Annotated in this window: 27 protein-coding genes; 14 read left to right on the top strand and 13 right to left on the bottom strand. The window is 68.3% G+C overall.

Annotated features, from left to right (window positions below; translation table 11 throughout):
• Nucleotides 1-169: 169 nt before the first annotated feature.
• Nucleotides 170-457: a hypothetical protein gene (locus tag ASE15_RS03295; protein WP_157277111.1), complete on the bottom strand. Its 288-nt coding sequence runs from the start codon at nucleotides 455-457 to the stop codon at nucleotides 170-172.
• Between the two features lie 180 nt (nucleotides 458-637).
• Between ASE15_RS03295 and ASE15_RS20690 the strand changes: the two genes are divergently transcribed.
• Entirely contained in the window at nucleotides 638-868 is a 231-nt protein-coding gene (locus ASE15_RS20690; protein WP_157277110.1) for a hypothetical protein, read from the top strand.
• A gap of 106 nt (nucleotides 869-974) precedes the next feature.
• On the opposite strand, the gene ASE15_RS03290 is transcribed toward ASE15_RS20690, so the two are convergent.
• The gene (locus tag ASE15_RS03290) at nucleotides 975-1,631 is read right to left on the bottom strand and encodes a hypothetical protein (RefSeq protein WP_056761206.1); all 657 of its coding nucleotides are present in this window, start codon (nucleotides 1,629-1,631) and stop codon (nucleotides 975-977) included.
• Between the two features lie 299 nt (nucleotides 1,632-1,930).
• Nucleotides 1,931-2,224: a hypothetical protein gene (locus tag ASE15_RS03285; RefSeq protein WP_157277109.1), complete on the bottom strand. Its 294-nt coding sequence runs from the start codon at nucleotides 2,222-2,224 to the stop codon at nucleotides 1,931-1,933.
• Nucleotides 2,225-2,274: 50 nt separating this feature from the next.
• Here ASE15_RS03285 and ASE15_RS03280 point away from each other — a divergent pair, with 50 nt between their 5' ends.
• Nucleotides 2,275-2,985: a hypothetical protein gene (locus ASE15_RS03280; RefSeq protein WP_056761200.1), complete on the top strand. Its 711-nt coding sequence runs from the start codon at nucleotides 2,275-2,277 to the stop codon at nucleotides 2,983-2,985.
• A 133-nt stretch (nucleotides 2,986-3,118) separates the two neighbouring features.
• Here ASE15_RS03280 and ASE15_RS03275 read toward each other — a convergent pair whose 3' ends face one another.
• Nucleotides 3,119-3,511, bottom strand: coding sequence for a hypothetical protein (locus ASE15_RS03275; protein ID WP_056761197.1), 393 nt, complete (start codon nucleotides 3,509-3,511; stop codon nucleotides 3,119-3,121).
• A 259-nt stretch (nucleotides 3,512-3,770) separates the two neighbouring features.
• Here ASE15_RS03275 and mobC point away from each other — a divergent pair, with 259 nt between their 5' ends.
• Genes mobC through ASE15_RS03255 form a run of 4 tightly spaced genes read left to right on the top strand, consistent with a single transcriptional unit; the run spans nucleotide 3,771 to nucleotide 6,954 of the window.
• Nucleotides 3,771-4,169, top strand: coding sequence for a plasmid mobilization relaxosome protein MobC (gene mobC, locus ASE15_RS03270; protein ID WP_082618145.1), 399 nt, complete (start codon nucleotides 3,771-3,773; stop codon nucleotides 4,167-4,169).
• Complete coding sequence (locus ASE15_RS03265) at nucleotides 4,166-5,848, top strand: relaxase/mobilization nuclease domain-containing protein (protein WP_056761189.1); 1,683 nt, start codon at nucleotides 4,166-4,168, stop codon at nucleotides 5,846-5,848. The genes mobC and ASE15_RS03265 overlap by 4 nt, the downstream gene beginning before the upstream one ends.
• A 15-nt stretch (nucleotides 5,849-5,863) precedes the next feature.
• Nucleotides 5,864-6,712 carry a hypothetical protein gene (locus ASE15_RS03260; protein ID WP_056761184.1) on the top strand — a complete coding sequence of 283 codons (849 nt, stop codon included), beginning with the start codon at nucleotides 5,864-5,866 and terminating at the stop codon, nucleotides 6,710-6,712.
• Nucleotides 6,709-6,954: a hypothetical protein gene (locus tag ASE15_RS03255; protein ID WP_056761180.1), complete on the top strand. Its 246-nt coding sequence runs from the start codon at nucleotides 6,709-6,711 to the stop codon at nucleotides 6,952-6,954. The genes ASE15_RS03260 and ASE15_RS03255 overlap by 4 nt, the downstream gene beginning before the upstream one ends.
• Nucleotides 6,955-7,008: 54 nt before the next feature.
• Here ASE15_RS03255 and ASE15_RS03250 read toward each other — a convergent pair whose 3' ends face one another.
• Genes ASE15_RS03250 through ASE15_RS21805 form a run of 8 tightly spaced genes read right to left on the bottom strand, consistent with a single transcriptional unit; the run spans nucleotide 7,009 to nucleotide 15,673 of the window.
• Nucleotides 7,009-7,485: a DUF4913 domain-containing protein gene (locus tag ASE15_RS03250; protein WP_082618144.1), complete on the bottom strand. Its 477-nt coding sequence runs from the start codon at nucleotides 7,483-7,485 to the stop codon at nucleotides 7,009-7,011.
• Nucleotides 7,482-9,272 (bottom strand): type IV secretory system conjugative DNA transfer family protein, encoded by a 1,791-nt coding sequence (locus ASE15_RS03245; protein WP_056761176.1) that lies wholly within the window; start codon nucleotides 9,270-9,272, stop codon nucleotides 7,482-7,484. The genes ASE15_RS03250 and ASE15_RS03245 overlap by 4 nt, the downstream gene beginning before the upstream one ends.
• Complete coding sequence (locus ASE15_RS03240) at nucleotides 9,269-10,810, bottom strand: ATP/GTP-binding protein (protein ID WP_056761171.1); 1,542 nt, start codon at nucleotides 10,808-10,810, stop codon at nucleotides 9,269-9,271. Before ASE15_RS03240 ends, ASE15_RS03245 begins: the two co-directional genes overlap by 4 nt.
• Nucleotides 10,811-10,838: 28 nt before the next feature.
• Entirely contained in the window at nucleotides 10,839-12,350 is a 1,512-nt protein-coding gene (locus tag ASE15_RS03235) for an SCO6880 family protein (protein WP_369800542.1), read from the bottom strand.
• Entirely contained in the window at nucleotides 12,340-14,034 is a 1,695-nt protein-coding gene (locus tag ASE15_RS03230; RefSeq protein WP_056761168.1) for a hypothetical protein, read from the bottom strand. The genes ASE15_RS03235 and ASE15_RS03230 overlap by 11 nt, the downstream gene beginning before the upstream one ends.
• 3 nt (nucleotides 14,035-14,037) lie before the next feature.
• Nucleotides 14,038-14,787, bottom strand: coding sequence for a hypothetical protein (locus ASE15_RS03225; protein ID WP_056761165.1), 750 nt, complete (start codon nucleotides 14,785-14,787; stop codon nucleotides 14,038-14,040).
• Nucleotides 14,788-14,801: 14 nt separating this feature from the next.
• Nucleotides 14,802-15,107 (bottom strand): hypothetical protein, encoded by a 306-nt coding sequence (locus tag ASE15_RS03220; RefSeq protein ID WP_056761162.1) that lies wholly within the window; start codon nucleotides 15,105-15,107, stop codon nucleotides 14,802-14,804.
• Between the two features lie 11 nt (nucleotides 15,108-15,118).
• Nucleotides 15,119-15,673, bottom strand: a complete 555-nt coding sequence (locus ASE15_RS21805) for a DUF6668 family protein (protein ID WP_369800541.1) — start codon at nucleotides 15,671-15,673, stop codon at nucleotides 15,119-15,121.
• A gap of 251 nt (nucleotides 15,674-15,924) precedes the next feature.
• Here ASE15_RS21805 and ASE15_RS03210 point away from each other — a divergent pair, with 251 nt between their 5' ends.
• The 8 genes from ASE15_RS03210 to ASE15_RS20685 all read left to right on the top strand — a co-directional run bounded on the left by ASE15_RS03210 (nucleotide 15,925) and on the right by ASE15_RS20685 (nucleotide 23,604).
• Nucleotides 15,925-16,161, top strand: coding sequence for a helix-turn-helix domain-containing protein (locus tag ASE15_RS03210; RefSeq protein ID WP_157277107.1), 237 nt, complete (start codon nucleotides 15,925-15,927; stop codon nucleotides 16,159-16,161).
• A gap of 2 nt (nucleotides 16,162-16,163) precedes the next feature.
• Nucleotides 16,164-16,709, top strand: a complete 546-nt coding sequence (locus ASE15_RS03205) for a hypothetical protein (RefSeq protein WP_056761157.1) — start codon at nucleotides 16,164-16,166, stop codon at nucleotides 16,707-16,709.
• Nucleotides 16,710-16,873: 164 nt separating this feature from the next.
• Nucleotides 16,874-17,812, top strand: coding sequence for a M23 family metallopeptidase (locus tag ASE15_RS03200; protein ID WP_235534107.1), 939 nt, complete (start codon nucleotides 16,874-16,876; stop codon nucleotides 17,810-17,812).
• Nucleotides 17,813-17,828: 16 nt separating this feature from the next.
• Entirely contained in the window at nucleotides 17,829-19,190 is a 1,362-nt protein-coding gene (locus tag ASE15_RS03195) for an AAA family ATPase (RefSeq protein ID WP_056761150.1), read from the top strand.
• Nucleotides 19,191-19,390: 200 nt separating this feature from the next.
• The gene (locus ASE15_RS03190; RefSeq protein ID WP_056761148.1) at nucleotides 19,391-19,579 is read left to right on the top strand and encodes a hypothetical protein; all 189 of its coding nucleotides are present in this window, start codon (nucleotides 19,391-19,393) and stop codon (nucleotides 19,577-19,579) included.
• Nucleotides 19,580-20,015: 436 nt separating this feature from the next.
• Entirely contained in the window at nucleotides 20,016-21,581 is a 1,566-nt protein-coding gene (locus ASE15_RS03185; RefSeq protein ID WP_082618143.1) for a hypothetical protein, read from the top strand.
• A gap of 687 nt (nucleotides 21,582-22,268) precedes the next feature.
• Complete coding sequence (locus ASE15_RS03180; RefSeq protein ID WP_056761145.1) at nucleotides 22,269-23,060, top strand: ParA family protein; 792 nt, start codon at nucleotides 22,269-22,271, stop codon at nucleotides 23,058-23,060.
• A gap of 397 nt (nucleotides 23,061-23,457) precedes the next feature.
• Nucleotides 23,458-23,604, top strand: a complete 147-nt coding sequence (locus ASE15_RS20685; protein WP_157277106.1) for a hypothetical protein — start codon at nucleotides 23,458-23,460, stop codon at nucleotides 23,602-23,604.
• Nucleotides 23,605-24,377: 773 nt separating this feature from the next.
• On the opposite strand, the gene ASE15_RS20680 is transcribed toward ASE15_RS20685, so the two are convergent.
• Nucleotides 24,378-25,217 (bottom strand): hypothetical protein, encoded by an 840-nt coding sequence (locus tag ASE15_RS20680; RefSeq protein WP_157277105.1) that lies wholly within the window; start codon nucleotides 25,215-25,217, stop codon nucleotides 24,378-24,380.
• Nucleotides 25,218-25,449: the final 232 nt, after the last annotated feature.

Below are 25,449 nucleotides of genomic sequence, written 5' to 3'. Positions count from 1 at the left end.
AAACCCAGATTCTGCGAAGCCGCAGAACCCGTTTGTGCGACGCGTGACGAACGGTCGGTTCTGCGCTGCCAGGCGCCGTTGTGGACCTTCGACAAGTCGACGGAGGCAACCTCCGGGACGTCCGGCTCGCCCATGGTGAGCGCAGGCGCACTATCGACTGCGTCCGGAGTCAGCTCAGCGCCTGGCCGAGGTGAACGATGTGGGCTGTGTCGTCCGCGCCAGGAGGCTGCGCCCAGATCACCTGGTACACCTCATCCCGCCCATGCACCGGAACGGCTACGGACCATGCGGTGCCCCCAAGAATGCGCAGAGCCGTCTGCCGAGCGCGCGGCAGACCCTCGGCGATCGCGCTGAGCGCATCCTGGATCTCCGCCCACAGTGCAGCGTCGTGGGTGCGGTACGTCTCGGCGTTCTCCGCGGCCAGCGACTCGAACGTGAGGTGCACGCCGATCACCATCCTCTCTGCGCCTAATCTACCATGAAGTGGTATCGGCCCTTTTTTGGTGCTGTCCGCCTTGACCTAACAGCCAGTTAGTAGCAAACTGGTAACTGCGTCGTTGCTGGTCTCGGGCACGAGACGCGTAACGCGCCCCGCCGGATCAAGTGGTCTAGGCGGAACCTGGCGAACGGACATGGCATGAGCAACACCATCGAGATCGATGCCCGCGGCCGAGCGGCTCTCGGCAAGGTCGCCTCGGCTGGGACCTACCGCGCTACCACCCGACCAGATGGTTCTGTCCTGCTCGAACCAGCCCAGGTGCTGACTCGGGCAGAAATCGCGGCGCTAAGTGACGCACACGCCGCCGAAGCGCTGCGCCGGACCTTCGAAGGAACCCACGAAGCTGTCGAGTTCGACTGGCAGCGCTGACCTCGCGCAAACGCGACGGTGACCCCGCACGACAGATCGTCGGGGTCATCGTCGCGTTGCGTCTCAGGCGGCTATTTTCCTAACAGGACACCGCCCACAGTCGCAGCTACTTCCGCCGGAGAGACTTGGCAGTTTCAGCGATGAAGCGTGCCGTCAGGGCGAACACGAGGTCACATTCCCCGACCGTCAAGTCGCGCGTTCGGTGGTGCCGCTTCCGGCCCAAAGATGACTCTGGGTCCACGTAGTCCATGCCGTGCACGATCGCGTTTCGGGCCTCGAAGAACGGGTCAAGGGCCGCGAGGTCGTGGTCGGGAACCGAGGTGCGGCCGATGCCAAGAGCGTCCCGCACGCGGCTCCTGAGTTCCCCGGAGCCCTGATAGCTCGCCTTGGTGCGTGCGTTCACGTAGAACTGAATCAGTTCGGCTTCGGGATCGGTCGCGAGCACTGCGTCTCGAAACGGCTCCGACGGCTTGGGGGCGCTTAGCTCCTGCTTCAGGAACTCCTGGAATCTGGCTCGTGCGCCCGAGTTCGGTCGGCGAATGAGAGCCGGTAGAGCATCCCGGCACAACCGCTGGAGGCTCGCGTCGATTCCGCTCGACGTGAAGACGAGCGCTGCGCGCAGCAACTCGATCTCGTCATTCGAGTACCGTCCGCGCGTCTCCCCGGTGGAGTCCTTCTTCTGCTTGCGCACGATGGCCAACGATTCGAGCAGGGCGCTCGTGCTTCCGTGCGCAGCTTCGAGGTACTTCCACGCTTGGCGCACCTGAGGTGCCTTCCCGCCGGGCGCTGGGGGTAACGGTGCAAGAGTCGGGGGTAGCTGGGGCGCTGGCGAGGGGACGGAGGCAAAGGTGGGCGCCACTTCGAGCGCCGGCAGTGGTGCGCTCATCGGTGGCTCGCTCCCCATGGATTGATGGTCCCTGCCCCCGAACAACCAGTCGACCCGCACTACGGGTGATCCTTGCCTAGAGTCCGGTGCTGGGAGGTAAGTATGACGGCGAGCAGGATGTTCGTGCTCGCCGATGAGCGACTGAACTAGGACTGCCGCCCTGGGGCCTCGAGCGCTCAGCGACGCTCGACGGCGTCGGCCCACAGCCAGGCCCACCCCTCGCGCCCGTGGGGATCGAGGTAGCGGACCCAGACCTGGCGACCTGCCCAGGCGATGGCCTCGCCGTCGACGCGGTGCTCGCCGGTCTGACGCTGGGTGATCCACGCTCGTACCGGGATGCCCTCCTCGGGACGCACGATCGCGGCCTCAACGCGCGCGAGCTGCGGCGCCTCCTCGGCGCCGTCGCGCAACGGAACGGACTCGAACCCGGCGGGCCATCCGCCTGTCGGCGACCGTCGACGGGAACCCATCACCCCATTCTATTCGAACGCCTGTTCGATTAGTGACGGATACTGGATGGGTGACGAGGACCGCGCTCGAGGCGCTTGAGGCTGCTCGCGCGACCTTGCGTCGCGCCGAGCTCCGCGCCGGTGTGCGCTCGTCGACGACGTCTGCGCCCGATGTCGAGGAGGCCGATCGGCCACTGGGAGCGATCCTCGACGGCGGCCGCTTGCCGGTCGGCGCGGCGAGCGTCATCCAGGGGTCGACGTCGCTGTTGCTCGCGCTGCTTGCGCAGTCGCAGCGCTCCTCGGGCTGGGTCGCCGTCGTCGGGGCCCCTTCGCTCGGCTACCTCGCGGCCGCGCAGGCCGGGATCTCGCTCGAGCGCCTGGCCGTGATCCCGCACGCCGGCGAGGATCCTGCCGGCGTCGTCGCAGCCCTGCTCGACGGCATGCGGTACGTCGTCGTGGGCCCCGCCACCGCGCTCAGCACCTCCGAGCGTCGGCGCCTGCTCGCGCGCGCTCGGGAGCGCGGTGTCGGCCTGGTCAGCACGCGAGAGTGGGAGCAAGCCGCCGTGCGCCTGGACGTCGAGGCCCACCGGTGGTCGGGGGTCGACCGCGGCTCGGCCTACCTGCGTCGCTGTGAGCTTGAGGTCGCTCGCACCATCCGCGGCACCACCGATCGTTGGACCCTGACGCTGTCGAACGGCGAAGGCCCTCACGGACTCGTGGAGCCGGGCAACGCACGGCTACGGCAGGCGAGCGGATCCGCGCCGCTTCGTCTGGTCGTTTGACGTTGGTTCGTCGCCCCCGGACCGCACCATCGGAGGGCTTCGAAGGAGCGATCTGGGCCCGAGATTGCCGATCGTGAAGGCGCCCTCAGGTCGGGGCGAAGAACGCCATCGAGAGGCTATGCGCGCGGGCGCGCTACGCGCCGGGTGCGTCGAATCGATCTCCGGCCGAGCCTGTCGACCCGGTAGCTGGGCTCGCTTCCTGTGCGCGCTTGGAGTTGGCTTGGGCGCTGGCCCGGCGGCGCGTACGGGCCTTCTTCACCGGCTCGCCGAAGCCGATCTTGCGCAGCTCGTCGACCGTCCAGCCTGCTGCGAGAGCGGTGTTGAACGCCTTGACGTCCTCTCGCTCCGCCGAAGCGACGCGCTCGGCCATCCTGCGTTGAAACTCAGCAAGCTCGCGCCCGGTCTCTTCGCGCACATCAGCCACACCTTGTCGAGCCTCTGCTACTGCTCGAATCGCGGACATGCGAGCCTCCTGTGCTCGCTGTGCGCGCGCCAGAGCATCTTCCACGCTGAGTGTCTTTGCCATGCCTCCAGCGTAGTGAGAACTCCAGGCCTACGGAACCCCAAAGGCGCCGTCCACGGCGTCGGGCTTCGAGAGCCCCTGCGAGGGCGATCAGCGACAGGTGCTCGCCGAAGAGCGAATGATCCTGGCGGAGCAAGCTAGAGACTTAGCCCTGCTAAGTTGCTTGAGCGCTGGACGGCTGCGCCGCCCGCTGCCACACTTGGGGTGTGGTCCCCGCGCAGGGCGGGGTCGCTGCGCTGGGCATGAAGGGCGGTGAGACGGAATGAGCCAGGACAACCCGACGGGTCGTCGCGAGAGCCGTCGTCGCCGTGCCAATGTCGCCGGCGGAAGGCAGCACAAGCACGAGGTGAAGGTCTCCCCAGAAGAGGAAGGGTTCCTGCTGCGTCTGGCCGCTGAGCAGCACGTCACGGTGTCGCGTCTTCTGGTCGAGTCGGCTCTCATGTCGGGCGCTGCCGAGACACCGACCGAGCGAAAGAACGCGATCGCCACGCTCTTCGGTCTGCACCGGCTGCTCGCATCGATCTCCAACAACGTGAACCAGATCGCACGTGCTACTAATGCGACGGGCGAGGTGCACACGGAGCTGCGTGCAACCCTCGACGCGACGCGTCGAACTGCCGAGCGCATTGACCGCGCCATCGACGGGTTGAGCCTCCCGTGATGCCGAACGTCGTGCGGGGCGATCGCATGGCCGGACTGATGAGCTACCTCGCCGGCCCGGGACGCCACAACGAGCACACCGAGCCGCACCTGGTCGCCGGTGACCCTGCGCTCATGGCATGGCACGACGACGCCGAGCTTGGGCACGAAGGAGCGATGGCGATCGCGCGCCATCTCGACCAGCCGCGCACCGCGTTCGACGTCGAGGTAGCCGGCGGCCACGTATGGCACTGCTCGCTGTCCATCCGCGCCGAGGAAGGGCTACTGACCGACGACCAGTGGAACGCCATCGCGAACGACTTCGTGACCGCCATGGGGTTCGACGACAACGACGGCAGCAAGGCTCCCTGCCGGTGGGTCGCCATCCGTCACGGCGTGTCCTCGAACGGCAATGACCACATCCACCTCGCGGTCAATCTCGTGCGCGAGGATGGCACCAAGGCTTCCGCCCACCGCGACTTCGTTCGTGCGCAGAAGGCGGCGCGCGCGCTCGAGGTGAAGTACGGCCTTGAAGAGCTGGAGTCGGCTGGTACCGAGCGCGCAACGCGCGGCTACAACCCGGCCGAGCGGGAGGCACAGGCTCGCGCTCGAGCGCGCGCGAAGTACGACCGCAACCGCACGAGTTCCCCGGGCCAGGGTCTACCCACCTGGGACGCTCTGAGCGGTCCCGAGCGGCGCGCGCTGATCACCGCGGAGACCACGGCGGATCAGCCGCGGCACGGACTCGCCCGGACAGTGCGCGGCTGCGCGACCGCGGCCCAGGACGAGGGCGAGTTCGTCCGACGACTGCGCCGGGCCGGCGTCCTCGTTCGCCCGCGATTCGCCGACGGCCGGACCGATGTGGTCACCGGCTACTCGGTCGCTGCGCGCCCCCAGCACGGAGAACGCGCGATCTGGTACGGAGGCGGCCATCTGGGTAGAGACCTCACCCTTCCGCGCCTGCGCAGCGGATGGCCCGACGACCCCACAGCGGCGACTACCGCTGCCGCCGAGTGGAACGCTGCGAAGCGTGGACGACGTGTCGCCGCGCCCGGGCGCGAAGTGCACGAGCCCGACCCCAAGCTCTGGGAGCAGTACAGCCGCGAGATCGGCGCACTGCGCGAGACGCTGCGTGCCGTCCCGATCGAGGACCGCGACACCTGGGCACGCGTCGCGCGAGACACCGCCGGAGCGTTCGCAGCGTGGTCACAGCGCGTGGAGGCTGAACCCGGACCACTCGCGGCGGCCGCCGATGCACTGGCGAAGTCGGCCCAGACACGACACCGTCCGGTGCGCCCGACCAAGGCCGGCATGGTCGCCGTCTCGGGCGCCGCGATGCTGCTCGCCTCCGCCGCCCGAGGCGGCCAGGGAACCGCCGCACAGGCCATCATGCTGCGCCAGCTCGCGAACCTCGCGAAGGCGGTCCATGACGTGCACCGCGCATCTGGCGAAGCCCGCCGCGCGGCCGAGATCGCGGCCGCCGAACGGAACCATCTTCGACGGCTTGCCGCGCGACTGCCACAGCCCGTAGCGAGCGGGACAGGGGTTCCCCTGGCACCGGAGGTCACAGCGACCATGCAACGAGTGCAGCAGGGTCACGCACCAGAGGGACGACCCGGCTCGCCAGTGCCGAACACCATCGAACCAACGCGGGTTCGCAGCACCACCAAACCGGGAGCAGAGCGCGGCCCGGAACGCTAGAAGAGGGGGCAGGTCATGGTCGACGAGTCGGATGGGATCGAGGAAGCGTTCGAGGGACAGCTGCGCGTTGCACTGACCGCTGCAGGGCAGATCGGCGAGCGGTTCGCTCGGGCACGCGAGGAGGCCTTGCGACGCGCACAGGCGGTGAGTGAGCAGGAAGCGCGCGAGCTCCAGGCGCGCATCGCGGCTGAGCGAGGTGCGAGCCGTGTCGAGATGGCACAGGTTCATCGGCCCGAGTGGTGGGACAAGGCGGAACCGCAGGACGTGGGCAGGGCCCATCAGCTCGCACGCGCATGGGCCGACTCCGACCCAGAAGCGGTACGCGCGGAGCAGCGCATCAAGGACGAAGTCCGCAACCGCTACGGCGTCGACGTCGACACGGCGAACGGCGACCCCGCACAGGTTCAGGCCGCGGTAGCTCGCGCAGAGCAACTGCAGCGTGAGCAGCAGGAGCAGCGCACCCGGGCCGGGGTCGACGCCGCCGAAGCTCAGTCGCTCATGACGGACGCCCAGAGGGCCGACCAGGCCGCGGAGCGCGCACGGGACGCAGCTGAACACGAGCCTGACCCAGCCGAGCGCGGTCAGGCTGCCGCAGATGCTGCGACACACGAGACCACCGCCGACCGTCTACGTCACGACGCAGCGCCGGCGTACGACAGCGCCGAGCGCAGAGAAGCGTTCGCCAGCGACCTCAAGGGACGCGGTGTGGGCGAGGAGGACGTCGCGACACGGCTTCGAGCAGATGTGAGCTACGGGAAGCCGGCGACCGAGGCGACGAGGACGACGTCGGCAAAGGCACCCAGGGCGCGCAAGGTCCGCGGAGCCAGAGGCGCCCAGGTGCAACGGAGCGGTCTCGATCGATGACGAACGGGACAGGGCTCGGGGTCACGACGGTGGTCCAGGTGGCGTGGGGACTCGCCGCGGTGGTGACCGTCGCCCTGATCGCGGCCACGATCCTGCTTCTCATGGCGGAGATCAACGCCGGGCGTCTAGGACGGCCGCGAGTGTTCAGCGAACGCCGGCAGAAGCGTCTGGTTTGGGCGTTGGCCCTCGCGGTGCTGGCGCTAGCGATCCTCACCTTCGTCGGGCTCGCTCTCGGAGCGTGAACGAGACAGCGAGGGCCCGCACCGGGTGGTGCGGGGCCCTCGTTGTCTTCGAGCTCAGAACTCGTGCGGAGACTCGCGGACGTCGGGGAACATCCCCTCAGGGGGCGCGACGTACGGAAGCGGGGCACCTGACCGACAGGAGTTGAGCTCACCCTCGGCGCCAGCGAACGGCCCATCAGGGTCGAACAGAACTGCCATGTGCGGATCGGCGTGGTCGCGCCACCACACGCTCATGCCTGTCGCTGCGTCCTGACGCAGGTGCTCCCATGCGCGCCACACCGCCTCGAGACGAATGACGGCCTCGTCATAGCGCCACCATTCCGCAGCCCACACCCGGCCGGTGCCGCGGCCGCCGACCTTCCGCCGATAGACATGGCGCAGGTACTCGCGCATGAACTCGTCGACGGATCCGTAGACCAGTGGCGGCAGCTCCTCGGGGCCAGCGCTCGTCCCAGCGCCGTCCTGCTCCAACGCGACGGGCGAACCGAGCTCGTCGTCCAGTTCTGCCCACTCTCCGAGCCCATCGCTCACGATGCCTCCTGCTGATCCACGGTCGCGGCCACTGCCGCGAGTTCGGTCTGTGCCTCTCGGATCGTGCGCTCAGCCTGCGGGTCGTGCGCCGCGATCGATGCTCGCACCCCCTCGGCGTGCGGGCCGGTCATCCACGGCTGGGTGCGGATCAGCGTGGGGCGGGAACCGGAGGCGAGGACCACGGCTCGCCCCTTGGGCATCGCGGCCAGGTCCGCCACGTCGAGGATGCGTTCACGATGAAGCTGCTGCGAGATGGTGCGGTGCCCGCGGCCGTAGGACACCGAGGATCCCTGACGGTCGTAGTCGCCGATCATCCGAGAGAGGTCCTCGAGGAAGGCGGCCTCGCTGACACCGCCGCCGTAGACCTTCACGTTCGAGGCGCTCCAGAGCTTCTTCATTCCTGCTTCGCCCCACACTTCGGTGCCCTGCGACCACGATTGCAGGATCGTCATCAGGACGATCCCGCGCGACCCGTAGTGGCTGTAGAGGTTCGGGAGCTCACGCCAGCGGCACACGTTCGCGGCCTCATCGAGGACGCCGACCAGCGGCACTGCGAGCCGCCCCCCGGCAGAACGCGCGGCCTGTTCCTCAGCTGCCTCGACTACAGCCACCGTGAGTGCCGTGACGAGCGGCCCGGCGGTGCCCCTGCCCTCCTTGGAGAGCGAGTAGAGCGTGCCGCCGTCGCGGACGAACTCCGCCGGGCTGAGCTGAGTGCGCGTGTCGATCACCCCCTGCGGGGTGACCCATCGCGAGACCGCTCGGTTCGTCAGGCACGAGGCCATCTGTTGCGCTGTGCCGAAGATGCCACCGCGTTGCTTGTCCGGTGCTGCGACGACGCCGGCGACCTGGTCTGAGGTCAGGGTGAAGCCGTGCGTCCTGAGGATGTCTGCCGCGGTCTCGTCTGTCGGCCGTGTCAGCCAGGTGTAGACGTCAGTGATCGGCCGCGAGTCGAGCGCGGCCGCGAGTAGAAGCCCGGCCAGAAGGTCCTGCCCGGCGGGGTCAAAGTAGGCGTCGGTCCGTGCGCCAGGATCGCGCGACCCGGCGGCGAAGTGCTCGGCGAGCTTTGCGGCCTTGACCTCGTCCGTGACGTAGCTCAACGGGTTCCACCACCAGGTCGGTTCCTCGAGCGCGATGCCCTGCGGGTCGAAGACCCAGACCGGGCCCTGGACCGCGCGGACGTCACGCGTCGCGTCCACGACGTCGCGCTTGTTCGAGGTCACCAGGACCGCGCCGGGAGCGTCGAGGATTGCAGGGACTGCACGCGACGTGGTCTTGCCGGTGCGCGGCCCCCAGATGTCGAGGTGCATGTCCTCCCAGGACCCGAAGAGAGGCTGACCGGCCGCCACCGTCCGCCCGATCGGCACGCCGGGGGACTCGGCGACCCCGAGCCGCGAAGCCGTCGCCAGAGCGTTCTTCCGGCTCAGGGCCTCCACGTCACGGCCGCGACCCATGTACGTCGCGGCCCGGTCGACGCGGGTACGCGACCGGTTGAGCCGTCGGCGGGCGAGGCCGACGAGTACCGCCAGCAGCACCAGGAGAACACCCATGCCGACGAGGATCGCGGTCCCGGCCGGGGGCCACGGGACACGGCCGCGGATCAGGCCGAAGAACACATCGAATGGGCTGCTGGGGATGCCCTCCGCCGTGCCAGCGAGGCGGTGCCCGATGGTGACGGCCGCGTAGAGCGATCCGACGACGACGACCACCGCTACGATCCCGATCCAGACCAGAGCAGCCTCAGCGCCGATGCCGCCGGGGTCTCGGCGACGGTTGTTCGGCTGGCTCATGCTGCTCCCCCTCCAGCGCCGGCCATGGCGACGGATCCGACGCGGGACTGTGAGTGCCACAGCTTGTTGGTGTCGTTGATCGAGAGCTCCGCGTCAGTGAGCTGGACGGAGATGGGGATCCCGGGGCGGCCACCGACCTTGACCAGGAACTTGCCTCGCCCTGGGGGCTCGGCCTCTCGACCGGTGGAAGGGTCCCATGCCGGGGGGTCCTGCCAGCCGATCAGCAGATCCTGCTCGGCACGAGAGAAGGGGATCGCGGAGTTGAGCTGCGGCATCTCGGCCGAGGGGAGACCACCGCAGATGACCATGCCCGAGCGCTCGACGAAGCCCTTCGCCTTCATCCGATCCTCCTCGCTCGACAGGGCTAGCAGGTCGCTCATCGTGTGAGAGATCATCGCCATGCCGACGCCACGCTGGCGGTTCAGGCGGGTCAGTGCGTCGACACGGTCAACCATGCCGCGCCCTGCTCGCAGGGCCCGCCATAGCTCGTCCAGGATGACGAAGTAGTGACGCCGCGGCTCGAGCCCGGCGTCCGCGAGGGCGTTGGCGACGTTCACCGTGCCGAACCCGGCCGACCAGCAGGCGAGCAACGTCGCGGCCTGTAGGTCCATCTCGGAGTCGTCGATCGCCGAGACGTCGTAGACCACAGGGGCGTCACGACGCATCGGGCGGGTTGTCTGTCGCGAGAAGGTCTCGCCCAAGCGGCCGCCGCCGACCAGACCGATGAGCGAGGCTTCGAGGTTCTCGGTGATCTCCTTGTAGCGAAGGTCGTTGCCACGGTCCAGGGCCACCGCCCGAACTTCCTGGGGGCCTTCCTGGATGACACGGAGCAGGTCGCCCAGCACCGGTACACCTTGGTGCTGGACGTCCAGGACCTTGAGCGCCCGGTCGATGATGGTCTCTTCGCGGTCCGTCGGCGGCGCCGAGCGCATGATTGTGATCAGCGCTGAGACCATCGTGTGACGGCGCCCGTGGGCGTCCGCCAGTACCTCCTGTGCCTGCTTCTCGAAGCCCTGTGCTCGCAGGCGATGGGCGGCCTCGGTCGCCTCGCCAGGGTCGAGGACGTTGAGGTAGCCACGGCCACGGCCCAGGGTGATGACCTGGCCGCCCATCGCCTCGATCAGGTCGACGTAGTCGGGCTTGAGGTCGCCGAGCACCAGGGGCATGACGCCGAACCCGGCGAGCCCGGTAGCCATCCGCCGAACGAGCGTCGACTTGCCTAGACCCGGCTTGCCGAGGACGAAAGCCGAGGGGTTCGAGATGAGCTTCGCGCGCTGGAACCAGCTGATCGGGTCACAGCACAGGGTCGCGCCGGTGGTGATGTGTCGGCCGAGCGGAACTCCCACCATCGGGGTGCCCGAGCCGATCGAGAACGGCCATAGGCCGCAGACCTGGACCGTGGTCCCGCGCCATTCATCGGGTGCCTGCACGTAGTTCGCACCGCCTCGACCCCGGCCGAGCCATCCGCGCATCGGCGGCCGGATTGGCCGGATCGATGGTGTCGCCTGAGTCCTCTTCTTCGCGCTTGTCTTGGTCATCGCTGCCCCCTCCCGGCGTAGCCGGCCATCAGAGCTTGTCTCTGAGCTCGGCCGGTACCTTCACGTGCTTGGTGAGAATGAGCCCCAGCGGAAGGGCCGCAGCGAACGCGGAGTCCTGCGATCCGTAGACCGGGCGCAGCCGAAGTCGCGCCGTCGCTGAGAGGTTGTCGATCGCCGCTCGAGCATCAGCCTCGCGAGCCCCGTCCATGACCGTGGCCGTCACGAGGACACCGAAGTTCACCAGGCCAGCCCCGGACGCCTCCTCCGAGGCCGTCGCCGCCGCCGCGCGGACAGCGAGGACGTCGCGAGCCGCGGGCTTGGACGTTGAGGTCTGACGGAACTCCGCGGCGCGCAGGTCTGATTCCACCATCGCTGCTGCCTTCGCCGGGTCGATCGGCCGGTAGAGCAGTGTCACGCGCTTCCGGGCGATGTCGCGGTGCGGGGCAAGCAGACGGGCAAGAACTCCCGACTGGACGTTGCCGCGAGGTGCTGAGGTCATCGCCCAGGTGCACGAGTACGCCGAGTCATGGCGGTAGCCATTCCACGCCGCCTCGGTGGCCGAGGGGCCGACGTCGGGCCATGAGAGCTCGGGCGTCTCGCCCGCTGCATGGGCTTCGTCGATGAGGACGGCCGCCGCCGGGTCGTAGGCGACACGAATCGTCTCGCACAGCTCCTGAGCGGACAGGGGGTGCGCTGCACCGGCCCCGGTCGCCTGCAGGCTCTGCGTGAGCCCAGGCATGCGGGCGGCCAGCTCGCGCCCCATCTCATCCACGGTGCGCTTCTTGCCCCCTGCCCGCGTCGCTGCTGCGAACGTGATCGCCACGAAGGCCTTGACCGTGGAGGACCCAGACGGGTAGCGCTGCACGGTCTCTGTGAGCATCTGCCGCGCGAAGGCCGGCGCTTCCGGGTCGATGTTCATCTCCACCTCGCGACGCAGGCGGGTCCCGGAATCGGGAGCCGTCTCGATCGTCACGGACGCGGCCTCGATCCCCGGCTCATCGGCGAGGTTCGCGAGCCAGTGCCCCCAGTCAGCGACCCAGACGTCGATCTGCTCCTGGTCGACCAGCGCCGCGCCGTCGGGCTCGGTTCCGATGATGACCGAGAAGTTCCCGGTGGCTGGTGTGTGGAGGAGAGCGAACCGTCGGCCGTAGCTGTCGCTGTGCTCGCTCAGTCGGGTCGGCGCCGCCAACCCGGGGAGCTGGTACGTCCCCCACACGGCACGGCCGAGCGGGCCCGACCGGTACAGGTGGGTGCCACGCGATCGGGCGGACCACCAAGCGGCGCGGGCTCCCCCGCGCGCCAGGAGATTCTTGCCGTGCGAGTCCTTCGTGAGGACGGTCAACAGGACTGCACCGAGGACAGCGGCCATGACGACCGCCTCGAGCAGGCCAGCGACCATGACGGTGATCACCACGACGATGAGCCCTCCGAGGAGCATCGCGGTTCCCACCGAGCCGAGCCCGATCAGGCCTGGTGACGTAGGACGCCTCCAGTTCCCGTACGTGCGCGGGCCCCTCACATTTGCTGTGTCAGCTGCCACTCGGACCATCCCCTTCCCCTGCGGCCTGCTGGCCGATGCTCTGCGCGGCGCCGGCTGCTGCCTGGCCCGCCTGCTTTGCTACGTCGAGTGCGGCTCCTGCCGCGATACCTACGGGCCCACCGGCGGCACCGGCGGCCGCCGCACTTCCACCAGCTGCGGCGCCAGCGCCAGCGCCAGCGCCAGCCCCAGCGGCGCCCGCGCCGGCTGCGCCCGATCCGGCGCCGGCGCCAGCTCCTGCGCTCCCTGACCCAGTGGATGCGCCGCCACCAGGTGCGGGCTGTCCCCCGCCACCAGGGGCCGACGGGTTGCTCGATCCGCCGCTGGACGGATTCGTGTTGACCGGCTGGGGTGCGGAAGGCCCACCTGTAGCGGAACTTCCAGACGGTCCGGCCGACCCCGAAGAGCCGCTCGCGCCGTCGGAGCCGCTCGCGCCGTCGGAGCCGGACGAGCCTCCACCGCCGGACGCGAGACGGCCGATCGCGGCCGCGCCACTGGGCAAGGCAGCCATCGCACCCATCGCCATCGCCCCACCGGCTCCCGCGGACATCGCCCCCACCAAGGGGGTGACGAAGCGCATGAGTGCGGGCATCGCGAACAGAGCGATGACCATCAGCATCAGACCGGTGAGCACAGCGAGAAGTCCTGTCCCGTCGTCCTTGAAGACGTCTGTACCGACGAGCTGGAACGCGGCCGCGTAGACGATGGCGGCGGCGGGCTTGTAGAGAATGAACGCCACCAGCCACGAGATGCACTTCTTGAACCAGGCCTTGCCCATCTCGGTGTTCGTCGCGCTGGCAGCCAGAGGCAAGATGCCCGTGAGGATCACGAGCATCCCGCCCCTGGCCACCATGAGGATGATCTGGAACGTCGTCGCGAGGATTGCGATGAGTCCCAAGATGATGATGAGCAGCGCCCCGAGGCCGCCTGCCGCCGGATTTGTGGTGAGCGCGAGCAGGGTGGCCATGTTGGTCCCGAAGCACGTACCCCCGTCTGTGGTGACGTCGCAGTTGAGTGACCCGTTGATGATCCACACCGAAAACGAGTCGGCGGCTGTGACAAGCAGGCCGACGATCGTCACGCCGGATCCCGCGACGACCACCAGCGTGAGGAGGCTCTTGATCGTCTCTCTGCCGGGTTCTGCACGCTGCTCCCACACCATCCGCGCGGCGCCGATGATCACCGAGAGAACTGCTGCCGCGCCCATGTACCACCACAGCGACGACTGCAGGAAGGCGACGGTGCCGGAGGCCCCGTTCGGACCGTTCGGCAGGACGCCACTGACGATCGCGCTGGCACCTGAGATGAAGACCACCGACGCGAGAATGAGACCAAGCTTGCCGACTGCGGCAATACCCTCGCCAGCGCGCATCCGGAAGGCGATGAGGCCACCGAGGATGAACAGCGAGATCACCGCGGCTGCGAGTGAAATCCACATCACGTAGTTGAGGACCATAGTGATGTTCTCGGAGTTGGGTGCCGCTGCCCCGGCCGTCGTCGACGACGCTCCACCGCTCCCCGTGAGGTTGGGGGTACCAACGTTGACCCACAGGGTGCCGAGCGAGGCCACCGCCTTCCCGAACGCTTCCAGGACGGCGTTTGCCATGTTCTCGATCGCATCACCGATCGCGCTCTTGGCGAGTTCTTCGGCCTTGCAGCCGACGTCGATAAAACCGCAGTCAGCCATAGCTCATGCCCCCCAGCTGGTGTAGCCAGCGAGGTCGGGGATCTGCGCGAAGTTGTACTGCATCTCCCCCGAGTCGCTGACCACGAGCTTCCAGTCGCCGTCTTCCCACGTGAGCGGATAGACGCCGGAAGCGTAGATTGTTTGACCGTTCGAGGTCGCTCGGACCGCCACGTCAACGCGGGCCGAGCCGTCCCCGTACTCGAGCAGGCGGAACCCTGCGATTTCGATCCGTCCCGAGGACGCCGAACCTGACATCGCGTTTGCGATCGCGGCGTCACGGCCGGGACCGGCCGCTGTGAAGTACGTGGCGAACGCCGCCTGGACCGTCGGGTCCGAGCCCTGGGCCACCGCGTTCGCGGCAGCGAAGAGCGCCCCGGAGGGTGACTGCTGGAAGCAGTAGCGCACTCCGTTGGTGTTCGTCTCGGCAGGGCCGAATGCGGCGGAGGTGGGGTATCCCGTCGTGCCCTGGAATTCCCACACCGCCTCAGGAGCTGTGGAGACGCTGCCGGTCAGTTCAACGCCCTCCAGGCCGCAGACGCTCGCACCATCGACCTCCGTGGTTGTGGGGTCAGACGGCGCGGCCGTCACGGTCGGGATCGGAGTGGCTTCCATGGGGTCGTTGGGGTCGTCGTCGCGCCCAGCGACGACGACCCCAACGACCACCCCTGCCACGATGAGCAGGACCACAACGAGCGCGGCCAGGACGAAGCCTGGGCGGCCGAACGGGTTCTGTTCCGTCTCGTCGGAAGCCATGTCGTTGCCCCGGCTCACGCGCCCATCAGGAAGCCGACGAGTGCGCCGGCCGCGCTGATGACGATGACGCCTCCGAGGGCCATGCCGATCTTGCCGACGTGCTCGCCGCCCTCGCCGCGGCGGGACTGCCAGGACATCATCGCCCCGGCGGCCACGAGGCCCATGATGCAGAGAGCCAGGGCAACCCACTTGGCCCAGCCCATGATCGACAGGAAGCCCTCCGTGCCCGGCGGCTGCACCGGAGCCGGGTCGGGGATCTGTGCCGGGATGAGTGCGGCGAGGTCGTTCGACGCGGTGAGGATGGTGTCAAGGACGGCCATCAGTGTTCCTCTCAGTTGGTGGTGCTGCCCGCACCAGGTTGGAGAATCGCGTTCAGGTCGTCGACAAGCCGACGCACCTCGCGCGGGACGCTCAGGAGGGACGGTTCCTCTCCCAGGCGCCACGACTCGATCCACGGCACGGTCCACGTGCGTGGGACGCCACCGCCGACGATCTGCGCGAACTCTCGCAGCGGGCGGGGCAAGCGGCCGGGAGCGTCAGCGACGATCACCAGGCCGAGAACATTGACGAACGGCACCAGGCCAGAGGCCCACTGCGTGGCAGCCACCTGGGCAGCTCGAAGGCCGTCGTAGCTCGAGCGAGCCACCAGGACGACAGGGGCTGGGCGCGGAGAGGCCACGAGATGCGGCCAAGCGTGGTCCGCCACCTGCGAGTGCTCGACGAGATGAGCAAGCTTGCTCTCCCCCGCTCCCCCGTGCGCACCCAGCCACCAGAGAGGCCTCGCCTCGCCGGGGCCGTACTGCACGACAGGAAGCTGATCCACCGTGTCGGGGGCCGGCACGCCGCGCTGTGGGGCGACGGGCCCAGTTGGTGCTGCGGTCGCCATGAGGGTTCGGGTCGCCGCCGGAGCGGGTGAAGACGCCGCTGGCCGCGAGACCCACGGATTACTTGCATCGTTCACGGTCACGCCCCCTTGATACTGCGCTGTACGTACGTAGTCTCTGACACGGCAAGTTTAGCCGAGGAAGACGATAGGAGCAATATCATGCGAAATAGAGTGACAGAGAGTGAAATCGGGTGTCAGCGTGATGAATCGTCTAGGGTGACTGTATGCGCAGACGTGTGCGGGTGCTTCCGATGACCACCAGCGGACTCGATGCGCTCTTCGACGGGCTGGGCAAGACGCTCACGGTCCCGGAGGTTGCTTCCCTGCTCGGCATGACGAAGCAGGGCATCTACCACTGGCTTCGTGACGGTGTGATCCCGGGCTACAAGGTGGGGGCCACGTGGTTCATCCTTCGGGACGAACTCAAGGAAACCCTGCGAGCAGGCGCAAACAGCCGGCCCGCGGAGGGCGAGAACAAGGAGGACTAGCAATGCAGCTACGAGCAGGGGGTCTGGCCTTGGCAGCGGTGATCACCGTTGCCCTGGCCGGGTGTTCGTCGGGGACCGAACCAGGTTCATCGCCGTCGGCCCCGACGAACACGATCGGTTCCGAATTGCCTGACTTCGATAAGTTCACTCCCGCGCCAGACGGCGCCGTAGACGAAGACACCGGGGAGACGATCGGAGCGCACCCGGAGGCAGTCTGGGACGAGCCGTCGCGTGCTGCAGCGGTTGCCGCAGCAAGCGAGGTGATGGGGAAGTTTGCACGTCCTGGTCTCGACTACGAGACCTGGTGGGCCGAGCTCGCGCCGCTGCTGAGTGAGGAAGGGCGGAGCGACTACTCCTTCGTCGATCCCCGCAACGTGCCCGTATCCGAGGTCACCGGCGTAGGGGTGCTTGTTGACGACGCGAGCGCGAACGTCGCGGTCGTCGAAGTCCCGACCAACGGCGGCACCTACACGCTGACATTGAGCCGTCTCTACGGGGACTCTCCCTGGGCTGTGGAGCGCATCATGCCGCCCGAGGAGGCGAGCTAGAGGTGGCCGGAGAGAACAAGAGCGGAGCCGTGCTCCTTGTCGCAGGGATCCCGGTGCTGACGCTGGGACTGGTCTTCAGTCTCCTGCTCTTCGGCGGGAGTGCAGGAGCAGCGTGCAACCCGCCTACCGACGGATCAACGAGTGTGACGATCGACCCTGCGACCGTGCCCGCTGGACCGATCGCTGGATACAGCGGCGAGCAGCTCGTCAACGCGGCCTACATCCTCAAGGCCGGAGCCGACCTGGGACTGGGCGTCCGCGACCAGACCATCGGTGTCATGACGGCGATGGGTGAATCGAGCCTGGTGAACGTCAACTACGGCGACGACCTGCACGGGGTCACCAACCCGGACGGGACACTCACGTGCTCGCTGGGGCTCTTCCAGCAACAGTGGTGCCTGGGCTGGGGCACCCAGGACGAAGTGATGGACCCGTACATCTCCTCCACCAAGTTCTTCACCGCGATGATGAAGGTCGAGAACCGCGACTCACTCGAGCCTACGGGCGTCGCACACCGCACCCAGCGCAACGCGAACCCATTCCACTACGCCAAGTACTGGGACGCCGCGGTGGCCGTGGTCGAGCAACTGTCTGGCGTCGACACCGGGCTCAGCGCGGGCAACGGCAACCAGGTGTGTGCCGGCGAGGGAGGGGCAACCCTCCCCGGCCAGGTCAACGATGGCGGGTGGGCCACCCCGGGAGCAGGACCGGTCAAGAGCCAGTACGGCATGAGGTACAACCCTGGGCAGATCAACCACGGGCAGCTCCGCCTACATGCCGGCACCGACCTCGCGGCCGGCAGCTGCAACGGCCCGATCTGGTCTGCGCGAGCGGGCACGGTCATCTTCGCTGGCCTGGTTTCCGACGGGACCGGGATCATCACGGTCGACCACGGCGACAACATCAAGACCAAGTACCTCCACATGTACCGCAGCGGGATCTTGGTCAGCGTCGGCGACAAGGTGGCCGCAGGTCAGCAGATCGGACGCACCGGTTCGTCTGGAAACTCGACCGGGTGCCACCTGCACTACGAAGTCCACCTCAACGGAAAGCCCGTCGACCCCGAGCCGTTCATGGCTGAGGTCGGGATCAAGCTCGGCTAGCGACAGGAGAGAGCCCATGACAACCACGACCGTGCCCACCTGGCCCCACATCGAAGCTGTCATCCGCGAGGACGGAACCGGAGAGGTGACGATCAACGGCACCTCTCACGCCCTCGAAGCCAACGGCCTCGAGGAGGCGCGCAACAGCGTGATCGAGACCGTCGCGGCGACCGCCAAGAAGGTCGGCCGCCCCGTACGCGTCGCGACGACGAGTCCTGACGGTGACTGGCCGCTGATCGTCCACCCAGACGGCACGGTGGCTGCTGACGCGGACACCGCGACCCCTCCCCGCGGAACGCGGGCCGTCAAGGCCCTTCCCACAGCTGCGCCGGGGGCGGCATCTGCGGCTCCCGACACCACGCCCGAACCGGGGTCGGTGAGCAGCACCCCAGCCCACAACCCTCCCGAAGGAGCCGAGGGCTGGGTCCGTGAGAACCAGCCCCAGCCCACAACCTGGCGAGAGGTCCGCCAGTCTTTCCTCGTTCGTGAGCAGGTCGAGGAGCCCGCAGCCAAGGGGATCCGTGGTGCTCTCGCGAAGGTCGGCATTCGTCTGAACCCCAGCGAGGCGGAGCGCCGCGAACGCGGCGACGAGCACGCTGTCAGCCAGCACTGGCCCGGGCCCCGCACGATCGCCGTGGTGAACGGCAAGGGGGGCGCTGGCAAGACCCCGACAACGGTGCTGCTGTCCGCGATCTTCGCCCGCTACGGCGGTGCCGGCGTCCTCGCCTGGGACAACAACCAGACGCGCGGAACGCTTGGCTGGCGCACCGAGCAGGGTCCTCACGAAGCGACTCTGCTCGACATGCTCCCCCAGACCGATCGCCTGCTCAGCACGAGCGCCCAGTCCGCGGACCTGGCGCACTACGTGCATCACCAGACGCGCGACCGATTCGACGTACTTCGCTCGCAGCCCGTCATGCTGGCCGACCAGCAGCGGCTGGGGGTCAAAGACGTCGACGCGATTCACAGCGTCGCCAGCAAGTACTACCGGCTGGTCTTCATCGACTCCGGCAACGACGAGAGCGACCCCCTGTGGCTGCGGATGATCGACCACGCAGACCAGCTCGTCGTCGCCACAACGACTCGTGCCGACATCGCCGAGGCTGGTGCACTACTCCTCGAAGCACTGGGCGAGCGCGACGAGCGGTCAGCCAAGTTGGCCGCTCGCGCTGTTGCTGTCGTAAGCCAGGCCGAGGAGAAGGCATCTCGCGCCGAAGTCGACCGTGTCGCCAACGGATACCAGGCGATCGCCCGCGACGTTGTCACCATCCCCTTCGATCCCGCGATGGTCGATGGGACCCTGCGCTACGGCTCCTTGCGACCTGCCACCCGTCGAGCCTGGCTCGCGGCGGGAGCCGCCGTAGCCCGCGGCCTGTGAGCACAGCCGAACGCGTGCCTGACTGGCCACGCATCCTCGCGACCATGCACGAACGAACTTGATACTCCGGGCCAACATGAGCCGCGACACACCCGCGCATATCCGCGCCTTCGGCAATCGCAATCGCTACTGTCTGCGATATGGCACACACGACGGCGACGCGAGGACGGCGGGCTTGGGGGTCACTTGACCCCGAGAACGTGACGAATCTGTACGCGCGTGGGATCTCCAAGGAGGCCAAGGCCTTCTATGACCAGGTGGCCAACGCTACCGGCGTGCCACTTCCGGTCCTGCTTGAGGAGATTGCGAAGCGCATCGAACTTGATCCTGATGGTCGGCCTGCATGGTGGCCGGCGGAGCAGGAAGGACTCGACCTCAAGACTGCGTAAGAACGACGAAAGGCCCGCCCCGAGGGGCGGGCCTTAACTCAGAAGCCCATCACCTGACAGCTTGGCGGCGAACGGTGAAGGGTTCCGGTTGACGCACCTAGGTGCGTCCTAGCGTCTGGAGACCATCATAACCACCGACGCGGCGGGTGCCCAGCCCGGCGTGCGCCGAACGCGGCGTGTCGCGGGTGATTCATCCCTATCCGTCCAGGTTGACGTTCTCGATGTCGAGCGCGCCCGGGAAGAGTGGGCTGCCTGCGCCGAACGGCTTGGGGGCGGCGCGCGGCGCCGGATGCGGATCGGACGCCCTCGACGTGCAGGGATCGAGTACCGCGGGCGTGACGAACGCCCCCTGACCCGCGCCCTGCCTTCCTCGCCGGCTGCCGTCCGCATCTACGGAGACGACGGGACGTGCCGCGCCCTCTGCTTGGACCTAGACGTGGCCCCCGGCGGCCGCGCCCTCGTCGACGCTGACGCCCTGCGCTTGGCAACGTGGCTCACCGATGTCGGCGCCCGCATCGTCACCGACATCTCCCCCAGCGGCGGCCGCCACATCTACGTGCCCCTGGCCCGGCCCATCGAGTACCGCACAGCCCGCGAGATCGTCGAGGCCCTGGCCACCATGTACGCGTCCCTCGACGCCAGCCCCCACCGGTCGCTGCGGTCAGGGTGCATCCGTACCCCTGGAGCCGCCCACAAGGCCGGCGGCCACCAGCAGCTCACGATGACCCTGAGCGCGGCCGTCGACGTCCTCGTGCGTGGCAACTCCCCCCGCACCCTCGAGCGCATCCATGCGGCCCTGACCGAGGAGATCGCCGCCTGGCGCGTCTCCCAGGACGTCGAGGAGCCGAGGCACGAGCTCGAAGGCCAGCCTCAGACCCGCGTGCACGGACTGGCGCCCCAGCTGACCCGCATCGCCCGAGACGGCATCTACGACGCCAGCCGCTACCCGTCCGACTCTGAGGCCCGCCAAGCCGTGCTCGCCGGCGCTGCACGCGCCCGATGGACCCTCGCCGATGTCGCCGTGCGCCTCGAGGACGGCCGCTGGCCGGGCCTAGCGGGCCTGTACGCCCGCTACTCCCCTGGTCACCGCCGCAAGGCCCTGACACGCGACTGGCACCGCGCCCAGGCCCTCGTAGGGCACCACACCGCAGAACCCGCCTCGACCAGCGGGAATGACACTGTGCACAGATCCAACACAAGCGCCCAAGAGTCACAGGGGGGGCGCCACCCACCACAGGTGAGCGAGGACGAGCACGGCTTCATCCGCACCTGGCGCGCCGCCCTACGGATCTCTGAACGGGCAGGCTTCCCCGGTCGTCGCTGGTACGGGGCCCGTTTCCTCCTCCGCGCCCTCGGAGAAGCCGCTCACAAGGCCGGCACCCGCTACATCGCCTTTGGCACCCGGTCCTTGGCCGTGGCTACAGGCATGGACCACTCGACCGTCTCCGTCCTGCTCCACCAGCTCACTGCGGCCGGATGGATCGACCGCCTTGAGGAGGCTCGCGGCGAGAACGCAGACCTGTACGCCCTGACGCTCCCCCAGACCATCGCGGAAACCGCTCCTGGCCTGCGATGGGACAAAGGCAAGGCCCATGCCCTGCGCCCTGCGTTCCGCGAGCTTGGCTACGTCGCGGCACTCGTGTTCGAAGCTGTCGAGCAAGACCGAGCCCACACCATCAGAGACCTCGTGACTGCCACCGGGATCTCGCGTCGCGCGGTGCACGACGCCGTCGATCTCCTGACCGCCTGGGGGCTGCTCGAACGCACGATGACTGGCCTCCTCCCCCACGCAGGGCTCCTCTTACAGGTGGCTGAGCACCTAGGGGTCCTTGAGGGGGTCGCAACTCAGCTCCGCCGTTATGCCACTGAGCGCGCCGCCTGGCAGACCTACCTCGCCCGCCACGATGACAACGCGAACCCCCGCGAGATCACGGACGCCGACTGGTGGTGGCCACCAGACGACGCCGTCGCATGCTGGACGCTCGTCGACGTCGCAAGCTGACTTGCAGGCGGGGTGCCAGACTGCACCGCTCACCTGGCGGAACTCTTCATCCTGACGTTGCCTCAGGCTTTCGGTTGACACCGGTACCGGGGATCTCGCGTCGCGCGGTGCACGACGCAGTCGAACTGTGGACCGCCTGCGCTTGCTCGAGCGCATGATGGTGGCTCTCCCCCGTGGGTGCTTCTCCTGCGGTGGCCGACCGCCTAGGCGGTGCACTTGGGGCGATCGGTGCCCAGGTGCGCCTGGGCCACCCAGCGCCCAACCTCGCAGACTTCCTAGCCCCAACCGATCTGAACGCTCACAATCTGTCTGGCTTGCTAGATATCTAGCAAGCCAGACAGAGTGCTAGATATCTAGCGAGACGTGGGCATGGAGGCAACCACGATCGCCTCAGGGAAGGGTGGGGTCGGCAAATCGACCTGCACTCTGGGGCTCGGCGCTGAGCTGGCACGTCGCGGAGGGTGCTTCTCCTGCGGTGGCCGACCGCCTAGGCGGTGCACCTGGGGCGATCGTTGCCCAGGTGTGCCTAATGCCACCGAGCGCCCTACCTGGCAGACGTCCTGGCCCCAACCGATCTGAAGAGCGCGCTATCTATCTTGCGTGCTAGATATCTAGCACGCAAGATAGATAGACTGATAGCGAGCAAGCAAGATAGACAACACGCTAGATATCTAGCAAGATGGGGCTATGGAGACAACCACGATCGCCTCAGAGAAGGGTGGGGTCGGCAAATCGACCTGCACTCTGGGGCTCGGCGCAGAACTGGCACGTCGCGGAGCTCGGGTCGGCATCATCGACCTGGACCCGCGGTCAACCGCGACCACCTGGCTCGGCGTCGACGTCCCGCCGGGGGAGCACATCGGCGCAATTCTTGGCCAGGACGACGTCGCGGGCGCCGCGGCCGATCTCGCGTTGACGTCGCCCTGGCATCCGAACCTCACCGTTGTCCCAGGGTCCAGAGATCTTGCGGCCCTGGAGACGGCTCCCCAGGAGTACGGAGATCTTCGTCTTCGCCGCGCGCTCGAGGGCTGGGACCGCGACGTCGTCCTGATCGACTCGCCCAACCGGCAGGGGGGGTTCCTTATCCGTTCCGCCCTGACCGCGTCTGACCGCATTCTCTATACGACTACCCCCGACGAGGACGGCCGGACCGGGGTCGAGTGGGCCCGCTCGAATGTTGCCCGATTTCGCCAGCTCAGCCCGCTGAATCCGGACCTGCGCGAAGCCGGAGTCATCATCACCCGCTGGCCCGACACGATCGCCACCCGAGATGCACTCGGAGCCCTTGAGGCGCTTGAGCAAGACAATGACGGCCTACTGCTGCGCCCCTTCATCCCCGAACGAGTGATCGTCCGATCCTCCCGGGCGGGCGAAGTCTGGTGGGGCGACTACGTGAAGGGGCTTCCCGTTGTCGAGGCCTTCGCTGGCCTTGCCGACCAGCTCTGGCCCGCCTACGCACGGTTGGAGAGCGAAGCGTGACGATCGAAGAGCAGCCGACCCCGCGGCGACGGCGGGTTGCGCCTCCGGTGGCCGACCCCATGGCGCCCACGGCGCCCAAGTACCCCGTCGCACCGGCACCGGCACCTGCACCTTTGCCGACGCCAGATCGTCAGGAGACGACCCGGGGGAGTGACGCGGCGCCCACACCGGCGGCGTCGCCAGCGCCACGCCGGAAGGTCCGATCAGAGCCCACCGTGCCTGTCTTCGTACGGACAGGCACCTCGACCAAGGAGCGCTTCGAAGACCTTGCCGCAGCCGCTGGGCTGAGCCAGCGCGAGATGTTCGAGAAGCTCGTCGAGCAAGCCTGGCAGCAAGAGCATTAGCGATAGATAGATAGCAAGCCGGTAAGCCTGTCCGAAGCGCGAAGGGTCCGCTCGTGATCGACCTGCACCACACAGACGACATGATCGAATACGTCTCCGCGGCGAACCTCGAGGACCAATTAGCCAACCAGCTACCTGCCGGCGGTCCGGCCCTCGTGTTCGAACTGCACCCGCCGCGCCCGGACTGGCCCACTGCCTAATTGGAGCCGACGCGCCTGCCGCCTCCTGGTGACAGGCGCGTCGTCCTGCCTGGCAGGGAGGGCGGGGGGCCCGTGGGTGAGGCGGCTGGTCGACGTGCGTCGGTGCCCCACGCTGCCCCGCCCCGCCGGTCATTGCGTCGGGGCAAGAAGGACCGGCCTGAGAGGAAGCGTCGGAGCGAGAAGGGACGGAGCTCTGTCCCGCGCATCGTCGAGCCCACCGCCGCGCCCCACGCCCCAGCGGAGGAGCACCAGCCGACCCCCGCGCCCCGTCGTGAGAAGAAGGGCCGGGATCTCTGGGGCAAGGTGTCTCGGGCCCGGGCCAAGGTCGCCGACGTGATCCTGCCCGAGAGCGACGACGAGGGCGACGAGGTCGCGAGCTACCCGCGCTGGCCTGTGATGATCCTCAGCGGGTCCGCCTTCGTTGCGATCTGGGGCGGCTGGGTGGCCCTGGGGCTCATGTGCGGGTTCGGGCCGGTCAATCTCCTGCCCGGCATCGGGAGCGGTCTCACGGTGAACTTGGCGATCACGCTGCCGCTCGGTATGGAGGTCTACGCCGCCTACGCCCTCGGGGCGTGGCTCACCCGACGGCGCATCAACTCCAAGGCCCGGACCTTCGCCAAGTGGCCTTCCCTGTTCTCTCTCACGCTCGGCTGGGGCGGTCAGGTCGTCTACCACCTGCTGGCCTCACAGGGCATCGAGCAGGCGCCGTGGCAGGTCGTGGTCGCCGTCTCCGGAATCCCGGTCCTGGTCCTGGCATTCGGGGCGGGGCTCGCTCACCTGCTGACCGTGCCCCACAAGCGCACGCGCCGCCCGGCGGTCGCGGTTGCCGTGCCCCTCGAGGACGTCGCGGCTCCCGTCGCAACTCCGGTCGTCGCGACGGTTCCTGTCGTCGCGGAGGTGCCCGCGCCGGTCACAGCCACGGTTGCTCCGCCACCGTTGGTCTTGGTCCCGCTGCTGCTCTTGGCCCCGTTGTTCTTGGCGCCGCTGTTGGTGGGGGTCTTCTGTTGGGCCCGCTGTTGCCGCGCGGCGGCTGCTGCTGCTGCTGCGTCTTGGTCGGCTCGCCAGGCGGTCTGGGCGTCGGTGAGTGCTTGGGTGGCGGCGTCCAGGGTGGCCTGGTGGCCGGTCAGGGTGGTGGTCGCGTCGTGGATGGCGTCCACGTTCGTCCGGTTAACTGGGGTGTCGCGGGCGGTGGTGGTGGCGGTGATCTCCTCGGTGAGGGCCTGGAGGACCTCCTGGTCCACGCCCGTTCCTTCTGCGCTGGAGAACACGGTGGTGGCGGTCTCGATCGAGGTGTTCAGCTGCGCGGTCGCCTCGTCGTAGACCGCTAGGGCGTACTCAAGCTGCCACGCCGCCTGGGCTTCACGCACCACGGTGGTGGCCGCCGTCAGATCGTCAGTGACCTGATCGATCATGGTAGCGATGTCGCCGGCGAGGAGCAGCGCGTTGTGCGCGTCGTCGATCGTGTCCCCCGAGGTGATCTGCAGGTCAGCGGTCGTGCGGGTCTTCTGAGCAGTGATGATTGCCTCAGCGAGGGTCCTGCGCAGGTCCTCGTCGGCGACCTGACCGGCGGAGTCCGTGAGGGTCTTGTCTGCCAGGACCAGGACCGCGTCCAACCGTGCGGCCGCACCCGTGTTTGCGTAGCTGGTGGGAGGTGTTGGCCTTGGCCCAGGCCACCCCACCCACACTGGCTCCCACCAGGGCGAGGGTCAGGGCCGAGGCGATGACCGCCCGGCGCTGAACGCCGTCCGGCGAGCCCGGCGCCGAGAAGGTCGAGCGGCGCGTCGGGTCAAAGGCTCCGACCCGACCGGGGCCCGCGGTTCGCTCCGGGAAGTCTGAGGCGTGGGG

The organism is Oerskovia sp. Root22, assembly GCF_001429135.1.
Lineage (GTDB): Bacteria > Actinomycetota > Actinomycetes > Actinomycetales > Cellulomonadaceae > Oerskovia > Oerskovia enterophila.
This window is presented reverse-complemented; position numbering and strand designations above follow the sequence as displayed.